Genomic DNA, 13,748 nt, shown 5'->3' with positions numbered 1-13,748 from the left:
CCACCGGCGATCAGCGGAACAGATCCTCTCCCGGCGGGCGGATCAGCTCCCGCACGCTCGCTTGCCGCAGCCACCCGGGGTCGACACCCCTCACCACGGCCACGGGGATGCCGGCGGCCTTGCCCATCACCAGCTCGGCGGTCGAGGCGAGCTCGTCGGCCACGGCCACCTCGGTGACGTTCATCGTGCGCCCGAGCGCGTCGCTCGTGCCGCGCAGGTCGACCACCCCCGCGATGCCGGCGACCCCGATCGCCACGTCGGTCAGGCCCTGCCTCCACGGCCGGCCGAACGTGTCGGACACGATCACCGCCACCTGGACGCCCAGCCGGACGCGCACGATCTCGGCGATGCGCCGCGCCGAGCGGTCGCTGTCGAGGGGCAGCAGCGCGGCCCATCCCCGCTCGACGTTGGACAGGTCCACGCCGGAGTTCGCGCAGATGAAGCCGTGCCTGGTCTCGGTGATGACGAGGTCACCGCGGCGGCGCACCACGCGCACCGCTTCTTCCTCCACGAGCCGCTTGTGCGCCAGCGGGTCGTCGGGGTCGATCGCCACCATGCGACCCTCGGCCTTCGAGACCACCTTCTGGGTGACGACGAGCACGTCACCGTCGGCGAGCGGGCCGTTCGGAGCGTCCCGGCAGGCCTCGGCGACGATCTCGCCGAGCTGGTCGCCGGGACGGATCTCGCCGATCCCTTCGACCCCCCACGCGCTGAGCCGGCTCAAGACGCCCTGCCCGTGCCGTAGCCGACCGCCGCGAGGGCCGTCGCGCCGAGCGCGGCGGCGACCTCGGGGGTGCTCATCACGGTGTCGGTGACGACGCAGCGCAGCCCCTCGGCCTCGACCGCCGGCGCCAGCGCAGCGTCGAGGGAGTCGATGACGAGAGTGCCGCACACCTCGGCGTACAGCCTGGCCACGCCCACCACCGATGCCTCGTGGCCGAGCTCGGCGAGCATCCGCGCGGCGGGGCCCTTCAGCGCCTCTCCGGCGACGATCGGCGAGACGGCCACCACCTGCTCGCGCCGTGCGGCGAGGGCGGCGTCGACGCCGGGCAGCGCCCGGATCGGCCCGACGGACACGATCGGGTTCGACGGCGCGATGACCACGGCCGCGGCGTCGGCCAACGCTACGAGGAAGCCCGGGCGCGCCTCGGCGGCGCCGGCGAAGCGCACCGAGCGCACGGCCACGTCGTGGCGGCGCTCCACGAAGTACTCCTGGAAGCTCACCTCGCGCCCGTCTTCGTCGCCGGCGAGGGTGACGAGCGTCGACACCGGCTCGTCGCACATCGGGGTGATCTGTAGGCCGAGCTGCCACGCCCTCGCGATCTCGGCGCTGACGTCGGTCAGCGACGCTCCCTCGCGGAGTCGAGCCGTGCGGTACAGGTGGGTGGCCAGGTCGTGATCGCCGAGGTTGAACCACGTGGTGGCCGCCGTCGAACCGAGCGGTCGCACGGCCGCGTACCGTTGCAGGGCTTCCATCGCCCGCCACGTCTCGCCGGCCAGTCCCCAGCCGCGGGCGGGGTCGATCGCCTCGGCGAGCGTGTACGTCACCGTGTCCAGGTCGGGCGAGATGTTCAGACCGTGCAACACGGTGTCGTCGCCGGTGTTGACGACGGCGAGCAGCGCCTCGGGGGGAACGACACGGACCAACCCGCGCAGCAGGCGGGCTGCGCCGACGCCACCGGCGAGCACGGTGATCATCGAGCCACCGCTCGCTCGCCGGCCAGGTCGCGGTAGAGCGCCGACATCGCGAGCGCCGTGGTCTCCCAGTCGAACGCCTGCAGCCGGCGCCGTCCGGCTGCCAGGAGCCGCTCGCGCTCGTCGGCGTCGGTGAGCACGCGGTGCAAGGCGTCGGCGAGCCCGGCCACGTCGTCGGGCGCGCAGAGGATCGCCGCGTCGCCGGCGACCTCGGGTATCGACCCGACGCTCGTCGCGACGACCGGTGTGCCTGCCGCCATCGCCTCGAGCAGCGGGAAGCCGAACCCCTCGTCGAGCGAAGGGTAGGCGAGCGCGGCGGCGTTCGTGAGCAGCCACGCCTTCGTGGCGTCGTCGACCCGCCCTGGCCGCAGCACGCGACGGCTCGCCGCTCCTCCGATGGCGTCGAGGGCCTGGTCGAGCGCCGGCGAGTCGTCTCCGGGTGAACCCGCGAGCACCAGCCACAGCGCGGCGTGACGGGGAGCGAGCTCGCCCCACGCGGCGACCAGCGCGGGCAGGTTCTTGCGGCGTTCCACGGTGCCGAGGGCGAGGACGAAGCTGGCACCCACGAGCTCGGGGATCGGGGCCGGGGCCGAACGTGAGCCGTCGCCTGGGTCGGGCAGCGCCGGCGGCGGGCCGAGGGGGATCGTCTCGATGCGCGCACCAGGGAACAGCTCCGTGAGATGTCCGGCCGTGGCCGCGGAGGTGCAGTGCACGACGGCACCTTTGTCGATCGAGCGGCGCAGCACACGGCCCGCGCGCCGCACGTCGGGTACGGCGAGGTGCTCGTGGCGCAGGAACCAGCAGTCGTAGACGCTCACCAGGCGAGGCAGCCGGCCGGGGGGGACGGTGTAGTTCGTCCCGTGCACCACCTGCGCCGGCCGCAGGAACCTGTCGGCCGGGGGCAGCGAGCTGCGCGGCCACGTGCGCAGCGTGAGCGCGGCCGGGTACGGGAGGCGGCGGGTGCCGTCCGTCGGTCGGGCCCGGTAGCTCGTCAGGTACGGCACCAGCTCGGGCGGGTCGTCCAGCGCGCGGAGGGCGGCGACGAGACCGGCGACGGCCAGCGCGACCCCGGTGCGCGGCCCGTACAGCGGGGCGACGTCGACGGCCACGGTGACCATTTCGCCGATTCTGGCACCCACGCCGCTCTGCACCAGACTGCTCCCGGCGCCAGCCCTAGACTTCGGGCGCCCGTCGGGCACCTGCCGAACGGGTGCGACGAGCGGCAGCGTCCCGACCTCCGAGAAGAGAGCCCATGCCCCGAGCGTTCATCACCGGCATCACCGGACAAGACGGCCAGCACCTCGCCGAACTGCTGCACAAGGAGGGCTACCAGGTGTTCGGGATGGTGAAGGGCCAGAACAACCCGCGCTCGGAGATGCTGCGCGACGACCTCGCCTTCGTCGAGCCCGTCCCCGGCGATCTCGCCGATCTGCCCTCGCTCGTCAAGGCCCTCGACCACGCCCAGCCCGACGAGGTGTACAACCTCGGCGCGATCTCGTTCGTGGCGCTGTCGTTCAACCAGGCCGAGCTGACGGCGAACGTCACCGGCCTCGGCGTGCTGCGCATGCTCGAGGCCGTGCGCATGGTCGGCGGCTCGCAGAACAACCCGATGCGCTTCTACCAGGCCTCGTCCTCGGAGATGTTCGGCAAGGTGCGCGAGACCCCGCAGACGGAGATGACCCCGTTCCACCCGCGCTCGCCCTACGGCTGTGCCAAGGTGTTCGGCCACGACATCACGGTGAACTACCGCGAGAGCTACGGCCTCTACGCCTGCTCGGGGATCCTGTTCAACCACGAAGGGCCGCGCCGGGGGCTCGAGTTCGTCACCCGCAAGGTGACCAACGCGGCCGCGCGGATCAAGCTCGGTCTGCAGGACGAGCTGGTGCTCGGCACCCTCGACACCAAGCGCGACTGGGGCTACGCCGGCGACTACGTGAAGGCGATGTGGCTGATGCTCCAGCAGGACGAGCCCGACGACTACGTGGTCGCCACCGGAGAGACGCACTCCATCGAGCAGCTCGTCGAGCGGGCCTTCGCCGAGGTGGGCATCGACGACTGGCGCCCGTACGTGCGCCAGGACCAGCGGTTCTACCGCCCGGCCGAGGTCGACCTGCTGATCGGCGACGCCACCAAGGCGCGCGAGCGCCTCGGGTGGCAGCCAGAGGTGGACTTCGAGGGGCTGGTGCGCTTGATGGTCGAGCACGACCTGCGGCTCGAGGCGAAGAAGGCCGGCATCACCCGCTAGGCGAGCCGCGGTCAGCCTTCCAGCGGGAAGTCGGTGACCGCTTCGAGGATCGAACCCTGGTCGGCCCGCGCGTCGGAGGCGAGCAGTCGCCGCAAGGCCAGGGCGAACACCACGAGCGAGGCCAACGAGCTGGCGACCAGGCCGAGCTCGACGCGCAGGAACAGGTCGTCGCTCGCCACCAAGGTGACGAGTACGAACGCCGCCATTCCGGCGGTCCAACCGATCGCGACGAGCGCGTGCCCGTGGAGGGCGATCACCGCCTGCGCGGTGGCGAGGGCCACCATGTAGAGGGCGCTGCCGAGCGCCAGCATCGTCAGCGTGCGCCGGCCGATGCCACCTTCGTAGACCACGTCGAGCGCCCACGGACCGAGGGTGAACGCTCCCGTGACGCCGAGCACACCCACCCCGACCACGACCCACATCAGGCGCCGGAACCCCTGGCGGAACTCGGTGAGGTCGCCGCGCGCGGCGAGGCGGGCGAGCCTCGGCAGCAGTGCTGCCTGGACCGCCTGGAAGAGGAACAGCGGCACCCTTGCGAGCAGGACGGCGTTGCCGAACCTGGTGACCGCCTCGGCCTCGGCCGGGGTGGCGGCGAGGTCGATGGCGATCGGGCCGGCGTTCACCAGACCGGCGGCGAGCACGGAGCCGAGCAGCAGCCAGCCGAGGTTCGGGGTGACCTCTGACCACTGCGCGGGCGGGCCCGGCTGGGTGCGCAGCCGGCGGCGGGCGACGACGATCGCCACTCCGGTGAGCGGTGCTATCGCGACGACCATCGCGAACGCACCGACGGCCTTGACCCCGAGCAGCCACAACGCCACGCAGCCGACGATGCGGGCCAGGCCGTCGGCTCCCATCACGATGCCGTACGAGGCGAAGCGCCCTGTCCCCGAGCAGATGCCTCGGGCGAGGTGGGCGGGTGCGTATGCCGCGAACGCCACGACGAGGGCGACCGTGACGACGGCCTCGCCCTCGAAGAACTCGCGCGTGATCCACGGTGACAGCCCGAGCACGGTCACGATGACGATCGCCGCCATGCCGAGGCCGAGGGGCACGATGCGCCTGACCACGGGCAGGCCGCCCTGTCCGAGGGCGCGCCGATGGGCGAGCGCCCGGCCGAGCTCCTGCTCCAGCGGCAGGAAGAAGCCCGGGGCCAGGATGAACGTCGCGAACCAGAGGGCGACGATCGGCTTGAACGCCTCCTTGCCGAGCGCGACCTGGCCGACCTTGAAGAACGCGTAGCTCGATACTCCGGCGATGAGCAGGCCCAAGCCGACGGGGAGGGTGCCCTCGGGTAGGGGGAGCCGGCTGGTCGCCTTATCGGTCTCGGGGTCTGCCGCCAAGGGGCCTCACGCTAGCGGCGCGCCCGGCGCCGGGACCGGAATGCGCGCTTCGCCCGGGTCAGGCCGGCTGGCGCCGGGAGTCGCCGAGGCGCTCGTCGAGCATCTCGAGCAGATCGCGGCGCCCGGCCATCACACGCTGAACGGCGAGGACACCGAAGCCGACGGCGACGTAGAACGCGTCCTTCGTCTGGTCGGTGATCTTGGCGGGCACGCACATGGCAGTCACGCTACCCGTGGCCCCGTCGGGGTCGCGTGACCGGGGACCGACGCCGACGGCCGCTAGCCTCGCCCAGTCGTGGATGCCGTCACCCCGAGCGCTCCTGCTGTCGTCGCGACGGTCGTCGTCCACGACCCGGGCCCGTGGTTCGACGAGGTCCTCGACGGGCTCGCCGACCAGGACTACCCGAACCTGAAGCTGCTCTTCCTCGTGGCGACCGCCGACGAGGAGGAAGCCGCCGCCGTTCGCGCCCGCGTCGGCGCCGTGCTACCCCGTGCCCACGTGCGTGCCCTCGGCGCCAACCCCGGCTTCGGCCCGGCCGCGAACGAGGTGATGCGCCTCGTCGAGGGCGAATCCGGGCTGTTCTGCCTGCTCCACGACGACGTCGCGTTGGAGCCCGACGCCGTGAGCGTGCTCGTCGAGGAGCTCTACCGCTCCAACGCCGGCATCGTCGCGCCGAAGCTGGTCGACTGGGACGACCCAGGTGTGTTGCAGCACGTCGGGTTCGACATGGACCGCTTCGGCGAGCTCGACGGCCTGGTCGAACGGGGCGAGGTGGACCAAGAGCAGCACGACGCGGTGCGCGACGTCTTCGTCGTGTCTTCGGCGTGCCTGCTCGTGCGCGCCGACCTGTTCCGCGCGCTCGGCGGCTTCGACCCGGAGATGTCCTTCCACGGGGAGGACCGCGAGCTCTGCTGGCGCGCGCATTTGTCGGGGGCACGTGTCCTGGTCGTGCCGTCCGCGCGCGCGAGGCACAGGGGCCGCATGCAGGAGCGGCAACCCGACCTGGCCCACCGCTCGCTCTCGGCTCGCCACCGTCTGCGGGCGGTCGCCACGCTCACCGGTCGGTGGCGCTTCCTCGCCCTCCTGCCGGTGCTGTTGCTGCTGAACCTGACCGAGCTCGTCGTCGGCGTCTTCACCGGGCGGGCCGGGTCGGCGGCGGCGGCGCTGCGGGCGTACATGGGCCTCGTGCCGCAAGCGGGATCGATCGCCTCGCGCCGGCGCGAGATCGCGCACCTGCGCCAGGTCCCCGACCGCGAGGTCGCCGGGCTCCAGCTGAGGGGCAGTGCTCGCCTCGGCGCCTACTTGCGATCGCGGGGGGCGACGGTGGCCGTGCGCTCGCCGGAGAGCCGACGCGCCCGCGTGCGCGAAGTCAGCCCGGTAACCGGTGTGGTATGGATCGCGGTGCTGGCGCTGTGCCTCGTCGGAGGTCGCGGGCTGATCAGCGGCGGGGTGCGCACCGTGGGTGAGATGCTCGCCTTCCCCGACTCGGCGAGTGGGCTGCTCGACGAGTACCGCTCCGGGTGGTGGCAGACCGGACTCGGCCGCACCGGGGCCTCACCGACGGGGTTCGGAGTGCTCGGCGCCGGTGGCTTGGTGCTGCTCGGCAACATGGGCTTGCTGCGCATGCTCGGCGTCGTCGGGGTGATCCTGCTCGGCTACCTCGGCATGTGGAGGCTGTGCACCGTCTTCCCCCAGGCGATGGCCCGGGCAGCGGGCCTGGCCGTCTACGCCGCCGTGCCGCTGCCCTACGCGGCCACCGCGGCCGGGCGTTGGCAGGCGGTGCTCGCGTACGCCGCGGTGCCGTGGTCGCTGCACCTCGTGCGCCGGGTCGGCGGTCTCGCCGACGCGGGCATCCACGAACCCGACGACGTCGTCGACGTGGTCGCGCCGGTCAGCTTCGGACGCAGGGTGCGCCAGGTGGCGGCTCTCGCGCTGGTGCTTGCCGTCGCCGGCGCCTTCTCCCCGTCGGTGGTGCTCGTCGTCCTCGTGGCCGCGCTCGCCTGGCTCGTCGCGGCCGCGCTGGTGAGGGCCTCGCTCGCTGCGGCCCTCCTCGGCGTCGCAGCTGCGCTGGCCGCCGCCGTGGTGGCGCTGTTGCTGCACCTGCCCTGGACGCCGCGCTACTTCGACAGCGGGGGCTGGGATGCAGTGGTCGGCCCCGAGCTGGCCGGACCTGCCGACCTCGGCCTCGCGCGGCTGGCCAGGTTCGGTGTCGGACCGTCCACCCTCGGCCCGCTCGCGATCGCGCTCTACCTGCCGGTGGTCGCCGCAGTGCTGGTCGCGCGCGGCTGGCGGCTGGCCTGGGCGGCACGCGGTGCGGTGCTCGTGCTGGCGTTCGGCGCCCTCGCCCTGCTCGACGACCAGGGCTCGCTGCCCCTGCGGCTCCCCGAACCCGGGATCCTGCTCGCACCCGTGGCCGTCGGGCTGGCCCTGTGCGCGGCGGTCGCCATCGGGTCGTTCCGTGCCGACGTGCGCGGGGCCCGGTTCGGTTGGCGCCAGCCGGTCGGCATCCTCGCCGCAGCCGCGGTCGCCGTCGGCATCGTGCCGGGCATCGCCGCCGCGGCCGACGGGCACTGGCACCAGCCGGCGATCTCCGTCGCCGACCAGCTGAGCGAGCTGCTGCCCGACGCCGTGCCGGAGGGTGACTACCGGGTGTTGTTCGTCGGCGATCCACGGCTGATGCCGGTGGCGTCGTGGAGCTACGCCGACGGGGTCGCGTACGCGCTGCACGACGACGGCGCGTACGAAGTCACCGAGACCTGGGTCGGCCCCGACGACGTGGAGCGTCGCTCCGTCGGAGCCGCACTCGACACGATCGCGGTGCGCTCGACGGCTCGCGCCGGGCGGCTGCTCGCCCCCCTCGGAGTCCGTTACGTGGTCGTGCCCCTGTTCGACCGGGTCAACTCCACCCCCGGATCACCACTGCCTCCGCCGGCCGGGCTCTTCGCTGCGCTCGGCGACCAGCTCGATCTGCGGCGTGCCTACAGCTCTTCCGACTTCGTCGTGTACGAGAACACGGCCTGGCTGCCGGTGCGCTCCGCCCTCTCCGCGGCCGCCGGTGAGGCCAGCAGCGAAGCCGGCGCCGAGGCACTCGTCTCCGTCGACCTCGGCACGTCGAGTCCGCTGTTCGTCGGCAGTGACGCGCTGAGCGCGAGCGAGGACCGCGTGCCCGCCGGCACCGTCCACGTCGCGCTCGCACACGACGAGCGGTGGCAGCTCGATCTCGGCGGCGAACAGATCGAGCCGCGGCGCGCATTCGGTGCCACGATCGCGTTCGACGCACCTGCCGCCGGCGACGCGACGCTCAGCTACGAGCAGCCGACCAGCCGCACGCTGGCACTGGTGTTGCAGGGGTTGCTGTGGTTGGCGACCGTTCTAGTCGCGCTCGGCCTGCCGTGGTCGCGCCTGTGGCGGCGGCGCCAGCCGGTGCCCGTGGTGTCGCCTTTCGGCCCGCCGGTGATCCGCCTCGACACCGAGGAGACCGATGCGCAGGAGGTGCAGCAATGACCTCCCGCCGGCTGGCGCTCGTCGCGGTGGTCCTCGCCGGCTTCGTCGCGCTCTTCGTCGTCGGGCGCGAGCGACCTACGGCGGCGATCGCCGAGTTCGCCGACCCGCCGCGTTGGAGCACCCCGATCGTGCCTCCTGGTGAGCTCGTGACGAGCACGTGGTACTGCCCGGGGGTGCCCGCAGTCGGCGACTCGGGCAGCGGCGAGGAGGGCGGTGAGGTGATCGTCGCCAATCCGAGCGACGTCGAGCTGACCGGGCGGATCACCGTGCTCACTCCGGACCAGGCACCCGTCGTCGAGCAGCTCACCGTCGCCGCCCGCGAGCAGACCGTGGTGGACCTCGACGAGGTCGTCACCGCGGTGTTCGCGGCCGCGGTGGTCGAGCTCGACGGCGGCGTGGGCATCGTCGAGCAGCGAGCGATCCATCCCTCCGGAGCATCCGTCGCGCCTTGTGCGAACTCCGCCTCGTCGACGTGGTACTTCGCCGACGGCTTCACCGCCGAGGGCTCCACGGAACGTCTCGTGCTCACCAACCCGTTCCCGGCGCCGACCATCGTCGACATCGGCTTCGTCACCGCAGAGGGGCCGCGAGCGCCGACGAGCTTCCAGGGCTACGTCGTGCCTGCCCGCTCGGTGCGGGTGATCTCCCTCGCCGAAGCAGGCGCCCGCGACGAACCGGTCCTCGCCGTGAAGGTCGAGGCGACGAGCGGCCAGCTCGTCGCCGCCAAGTCCCAGCACTTCGTCGGCGGCGGGCGCATCGGCTTCGTCAACGCGCTCGGTGCACCGTCGCTCGACGACCAGTGGTGGTTCGCCGACGGTGGTAAAGGCGAGGGCATCACCGAGCAGTACATGGTGTACAACCCGACCGAGGAGACGGTGGAAGTCGACCTGGTGGTGCTCGGCGTCGTCCCGGTGGAGGGAATCATCGACGACACCACGTTGACCGTTCCCGCCGGTGAGGTGGTGGCGTTCGACACCGCGTCGATCGCCGGCGTTCCCGACGGAGCTCACGGCGTGGTGGTGAGCACCCTCGCCTCCGACTCGATCGTCGTCGAGCGCGTGCTGACCCAGCCGGCGGGGGACGGGGTGGCGACCACCGTCGTGCTCGGGGCGCAGACCGCGGCGCTGTCGGGGAGGTGGCACGCGGTCACCAGCACCGAGCTCGCGATCGAAGACGTGATCGTCGTGCTCAACACCTCGTTCAGCGAGGGGGTGGTGGTGGTGAAGGCGATCGGGCCCGGTGGCGAGGTTCCCGTGCCCGGGCTGGAGGAGATCCCGCTGCCGGCCAACGGCATCGTGTCGATCGACCTCACCTCGCCTCTCGCGTTCGGGCGCTCGCTCGTCGTCGAGAGTCAGCTCCCGGTGATCGTCGAGCGCCGCTTGGAGCGTGACCCGAACCTGCGCGGGCGCAGCGGCTCGCTCGCCATCCCGGAGTGAGGCGGGACGCGTCGTCGTGACCCAGCTCGCCCTCGCCGCAGCCGTGACCGCGGTCGTGATCGTCGTTGCCAGCCTGCTGAATCGCCGCCGGCGCGCCGACGCCCCGACCCAGCCCAGGTGGCATGTTCCGAGCCAGCTCGACCGCGCGGATTTCGCCGACCCCGCCGCGCCATGGCTCGTCGTCGTGTTCACCTCCGAGACGTGTCACGTTTGCGCCGACGTGGCGCGCAAGGCCGCCGCGCTGGAGAGCCGCGAGGTGGCGGTGGACGAGGTGGACTACGCGACCGGGCGTGATCTCCACCGGCGCTACCGCATAGACGCAGTGCCGACGCTGGTCGTCGCCGACGCGGCGGGTGTGGTGCGCCACAGCGTGCTCGGGCCGATCACGGCCACGGACCTGTGGTGTGCGGTGGCCGAGGTGCGTGACCCGGGGTCGACGCCGACCCACGAAGGGTGCCAGCGCGCCGAGTGAAGCCCTAGTCGGTGGCGGAAGCGGCGCTGGGGGCGGGCATCGCCGCGGGCCGCGCCGGCACGTCGATGGCTCCGTGGATCAGCCGGCTGACGTGGTTGCCGTCGATCGTCTCGTGTTCGAGCAGTGCCGCGGCGACGAGGTCGAGGCCGCGGCGGTGCTGGGTGAGCAGCGCCCTGGCCCGGTCCTCTTGCTCGATCAGGATGTGGTTCATCTCCTCGTCCAGCAGGCGGGCGGTGTCGTCTGAGTACTCGCGCCCGCCCGTCATCAGGTCTTCGCCGAGGAACACCTGCTGCTGGCTGTGCCAGGCCATCGGGCCGACCTTTTCGCTCATCCCCCACTCACGCACCATCCGCCGAGCGAGCCCGGTGATGATCTCGAGGTCGTTCGCCGCTCCCGTCGTCTGCTGGCCGAACACGAGCTCTTCGGCCACGCGCCCACCGAGGGCCATGCAGATGCGATCCTCGACGTACTCCTTCGAGTAGCTGTGGCGCTCCTCGGGCAGGGTGTGGGTGACACCGAGCGCCATGCCCCTCGGCAAGATGCTGACCTTGTGCAGCGAGTCGCTGTGGGGCAAGACGGCGGCGAGCACCGCGTGCCCGCCCTCGTGGTAGGCGGTGACGCGCTTTTCCTCGGCCGACAGCACGAGGGAGTCGCGCCGGGCGCCCATCAGGATCCGGTCGCGCGCCGATTCGAAGTCGATCCGCTCGATCTGCTTCGCGCCGCGCCGCACGGCGTAGAGGGCAGCCTCGTTGACGAGGTTGGCGAGGTCGGCGCCGCTCATCCCCGGCGTGCCCTTGGCCATCACCTCGAGGTCAGCGTCGGGGCCGATGCGCTTGTCACGGCTGTGGACCTTCAAGATCGCGAGGCGCTCTTCGTACTCCGGCAGCGGCACGACGATCTGGCGGTCGAAGCGCCCGGGGCGCAGCAGCGCCGGGTCCAAGATGTCGGGCCGGTTCGTGGCGGCCATGATCACGATGCCCTCGGACGTCTCGAAGCCGTCCATCTCGGACAGCATCTGGTTGAGCGTCTGCTCCCGCTCGTCGTGGCCGCCGCCCAGGCCGGCGCCGCGCTTGCGCCCGATGGAGTCGATCTCGTCGACGAAGATGATCGCCCTGCCCATCTTGCGGGCCTGCTGGAACAGGTCACGCACCCGGCTCGCGCCGACGCCGACGAACATCTCCATGAAGTCGGACCCGGTGACCGACAAGAAGCCGACCCCGGCCTCGCCCGCCACCGCCCGCGCGAACAGCGTCTTGCCGGTTCCTGGCGGGCCGACGAGCAAGATGCCCTTCGGCACCCGGGCGCCGATCTCTTTGAACCGCTCCGGCATGCGCAAGAAGTCGACGACTTCCTTGATCTCCTCTTTCACCGTGGCATAGCCGGCGACGTCGTCGAACGTGGTCGACGGCCGATCGGTGGTGTACGCCTTGGCCCTGCTGCGCCCGATCGACATCACGTTGCCCATCTGGCCCTGGGCGCGACGGTTCATCCACACCAAGAACCCGATGATCAGCACGAACGGCAACAGCAGCGGGATGAGGCTGACCAGCCAGTTCGTGGTCGGCGTGGTGGGCGTGAACTCGACGCCCTTCTCGCGCAGCAGCTCGCGGTCGGTCTCGTTGGGGAAGCCGGGAGGGGCCGTGGTGGTGAACTCGTCGCCGGTGACGAACGTGCCGGTGATGGTGAGGGTGGAGTTGTTCAGCTTGACCTGCTCGACCTCGCCACCTTCCACCTGGGTGATGAACTCGTCGAAGCCGATCTCTTCGCGGTTCGGCTCGGGAAGGAGCTGCTGGCCGAAAAGCAGCAGCAGCATGATCCCGAGCAGGATCCAGGGCGACCAGCGGGGGAGCGCGGGCCTGCCGCCGGTGGCGCCGCCACCAGCTTTGCCGTTCGGACCTTCGCCCTCCGGGCGCTGGGGCGCGCGGTGCTTGGGCGGCGGCGGGGGCGGCGGCGGGGGAGGCAGCTCGCTCATGGTGACCATGCTACGGCTGCCGGCAACCGAGCGCGCCGTCACGGTGCAGCTACACGCCCGGGCGCGCCGGCGACCATCCACCACGGCTTCACGTCGGCGTCTCTAGTCTTGTCCGCCATGCGGTTGTGCTCGCGGACGGGCTGTGTCGACTCGGCATCGGTGACGCTCACCTACCAGTACTCCCGCGCCGTGGTGTGGCTCGACGACCTCGGCTCCGAGCGTGACCCGCACTCCTACGACATGTGCGGGCGTCACGCCTCCCGGCTCTCGGTCCCGAACGGGTGGCGGCTCGAGGACCGCCGCGAGCGGGTGCTTCTCAGCTTCTCCCCGCGCCTCGCTGGCTGACCCCGGTAGGGTCGCCCGCTGTGCGGCCGGCCACGAACCAGACCCGCTTCACGGTCGGCGCCGCCGCCTTTGCCTGGCTCGCCTGCTACGTCGTCGCTCTGCCTGCGCAGGCGGTCGTCATCGCCCTGTCCGGGTACGGCGACGCCGATCCCGACTCCTGGCCGATCTGGGTCACGGTGGCCTCCGTCGCCTGTCTGTGGGTGCCGTTCCTGGTCGCTCTCGTCGTCATGTCGCAGCGCTTCGGCACGGCGCGCTTCGCCGACGACTACCGGCTGCGCATGCGGCCGGCAGACCTGGCCGGTGTGCCGATCGGAGTGCTCAGCCAGCTCGCGCTCGTGCCGCTCGTCTATTGGCCGCTCGAGTCGTGGTTCCCGGACACGTTCTCCTCGGAGAAGGTGGAAGAGCGAGCTCGTGAGCTCTGGGACCGCGCCGACGGGGTGTGGCTCGTCGTGCTGGTGCTCATGGTCGCCCTGGGCGCGCCGATCATCGAAGAGCTCGTCTACCGGGGGATGATCCTCCAGGCGCTCCAGGCGCGTGTGCTCGACGTCGTCGCCGTGGTGATCGGAGCGGCATGGTTCGCCGCCATCCACCTGCGCCCGGTGGAGCTGCCCGGCCTCTTCGCGTTCGCCGTCGTCCTCGGGCTCTGCTTCCAACGCACCGGCAGGCTGGCGATGCCGATCCTTGCCCACATCGCCTTCAACGTCGTCGGGCTCGCGATCACGGCCGCCTAGACGACGC

Annotated in this window: 12 protein-coding genes; 6 read left to right on the top strand and 6 right to left on the bottom strand. The window is 71.9% G+C overall.

The window, feature by feature from the left end; translation table 11 throughout:
* Positions 1-10: 10 nt before the first annotated feature.
* From cofE to IPM43_03480, 3 genes are read right to left on the bottom strand one after another with little or no spacing between them, the layout of a single operon-like run.
* Positions 11-724 (bottom strand): coenzyme F420-0:L-glutamate ligase, encoded by a 714-nt coding sequence (cofE, locus tag IPM43_03490; protein QQS25456.1) that lies wholly within the window; start codon positions 722-724, stop codon positions 11-13.
* Entirely contained in the window at positions 721-1,698 is a 978-nt protein-coding gene (locus tag IPM43_03485; protein ID QQS25455.1) for a 2-phospho-L-lactate transferase, read from the bottom strand. Before IPM43_03485 ends, cofE begins: the two co-directional genes overlap by 4 nt.
* A complete protein-coding gene (locus tag IPM43_03480; protein ID QQS25454.1) occupies positions 1,695-2,813 on the bottom strand; it encodes a glycosyltransferase family 4 protein in 1,119 nt (372 codons plus the stop codon). The genes IPM43_03485 and IPM43_03480 overlap by 4 nt, the downstream gene beginning before the upstream one ends.
* A 134-nt stretch (positions 2,814-2,947) precedes the next feature.
* On the opposite strand from IPM43_03480, the gene gmd reads away from it, so the two are divergent.
* Entirely contained in the window at positions 2,948-3,940 is a 993-nt protein-coding gene (gmd, locus tag IPM43_03475) for a GDP-mannose 4,6-dehydratase (protein QQS25453.1), read from the top strand.
* Positions 3,941-3,951: 11 nt separating this feature from the next.
* Here the strand turns inward: gmd and IPM43_03470 are convergent, their stop codons facing one another.
* A complete protein-coding gene (locus IPM43_03470) occupies positions 3,952-5,280 on the bottom strand; it encodes a hypothetical protein (protein ID QQS25452.1) in 1,329 nt (442 codons plus the stop codon).
* A gap of 58 nt (positions 5,281-5,338) precedes the next feature.
* Complete coding sequence (locus IPM43_03465; protein QQS25451.1) at positions 5,339-5,497, bottom strand: hypothetical protein; 159 nt, start codon at positions 5,495-5,497, stop codon at positions 5,339-5,341.
* A 78-nt stretch (positions 5,498-5,575) separates the two neighbouring features.
* Between IPM43_03465 and IPM43_03460 the strand changes: the two genes are divergently transcribed.
* The 3 genes from IPM43_03460 to IPM43_03450 are packed head-to-tail and all read left to right on the top strand — an operon-like array spanning position 5,576 to position 10,693.
* A complete protein-coding gene (locus IPM43_03460; GenBank protein ID QQS25450.1) occupies positions 5,576-8,785 on the top strand; it encodes a glycosyltransferase in 3,210 nt (1,069 codons plus the stop codon).
* Complete coding sequence (locus IPM43_03455; protein QQS25449.1) at positions 8,782-10,221, top strand: hypothetical protein; 1,440 nt, start codon at positions 8,782-8,784, stop codon at positions 10,219-10,221. Before IPM43_03460 ends, IPM43_03455 begins: the two co-directional genes overlap by 4 nt.
* Before the next feature lie 16 nt (positions 10,222-10,237).
* Entirely contained in the window at positions 10,238-10,693 is a 456-nt protein-coding gene (locus tag IPM43_03450) for a hypothetical protein (protein QQS25448.1), read from the top strand.
* 4 nt (positions 10,694-10,697) lie between these two features.
* On the opposite strand, the gene ftsH is transcribed toward IPM43_03450, so the two are convergent.
* Complete coding sequence (ftsH, locus tag IPM43_03445; protein ID QQS25447.1) at positions 10,698-12,665, bottom strand: ATP-dependent zinc metalloprotease FtsH; 1,968 nt, start codon at positions 12,663-12,665, stop codon at positions 10,698-10,700.
* A 117-nt stretch (positions 12,666-12,782) separates the two neighbouring features.
* Here ftsH and IPM43_03440 point away from each other — a divergent pair, with 117 nt between their 5' ends.
* Entirely contained in the window at positions 12,783-13,010 is a 228-nt protein-coding gene (locus IPM43_03440) for a DUF3499 family protein (GenBank protein QQS25446.1), read from the top strand.
* Positions 13,011-13,030: 20 nt separating this feature from the next.
* Positions 13,031-13,741 carry a CPBP family intramembrane metalloprotease gene (locus IPM43_03435; GenBank protein ID QQS25445.1) on the top strand — a complete coding sequence of 237 codons (711 nt, stop codon included), beginning with the start codon at positions 13,031-13,033 and terminating at the stop codon, positions 13,739-13,741.
* Positions 13,742-13,748 lie beyond the last annotated feature (7 nt).

The organism is Actinomycetota bacterium (assembly GCA_016700055.1).
Taxonomy (GTDB): domain Bacteria; phylum Actinomycetota; class Acidimicrobiia; order Acidimicrobiales; family Ilumatobacteraceae; genus Kalu-18.
Note: the sequence above shows the minus strand (reverse complement) of the source record. Positions and strands in the feature narration are given on the sequence as shown.

Coding starts and splice junctions, on each gene's coding strand:
- IPM43_03485 (QQS25455.1), bottom strand. CDS start 1,698: ATGATCACCGTGCTCGCCGGTGGCGTCGGCGCAGCCCGCCTGCTGCGC.
- IPM43_03480 (QQS25454.1), bottom strand. CDS start 2,813: ATGGTCACCGTGGCCGTCGACGTCGCCCCGCTGTACGGGCCGCGCACC.
- gmd (QQS25453.1), top strand. CDS start 2,948: ATGCCCCGAGCGTTCATCACCGGCATCACCGGACAAGACGGCCAGCAC.
- IPM43_03465 (QQS25451.1), bottom strand. CDS start 5,497: ATGTGCGTGCCCGCCAAGATCACCGACCAGACGAAGGACGCGTTCTAC.
- IPM43_03455 (QQS25449.1), top strand. CDS start 8,782: ATGACCTCCCGCCGGCTGGCGCTCGTCGCGGTGGTCCTCGCCGGCTTC.
- ftsH (QQS25447.1), bottom strand. CDS start 12,665: ATGAGCGAGCTGCCTCCCCCGCCGCCGCCCCCGCCGCCGCCCAAGCAC.
- IPM43_03440 (QQS25446.1), top strand. CDS start 12,783: ATGCGGTTGTGCTCGCGGACGGGCTGTGTCGACTCGGCATCGGTGACG.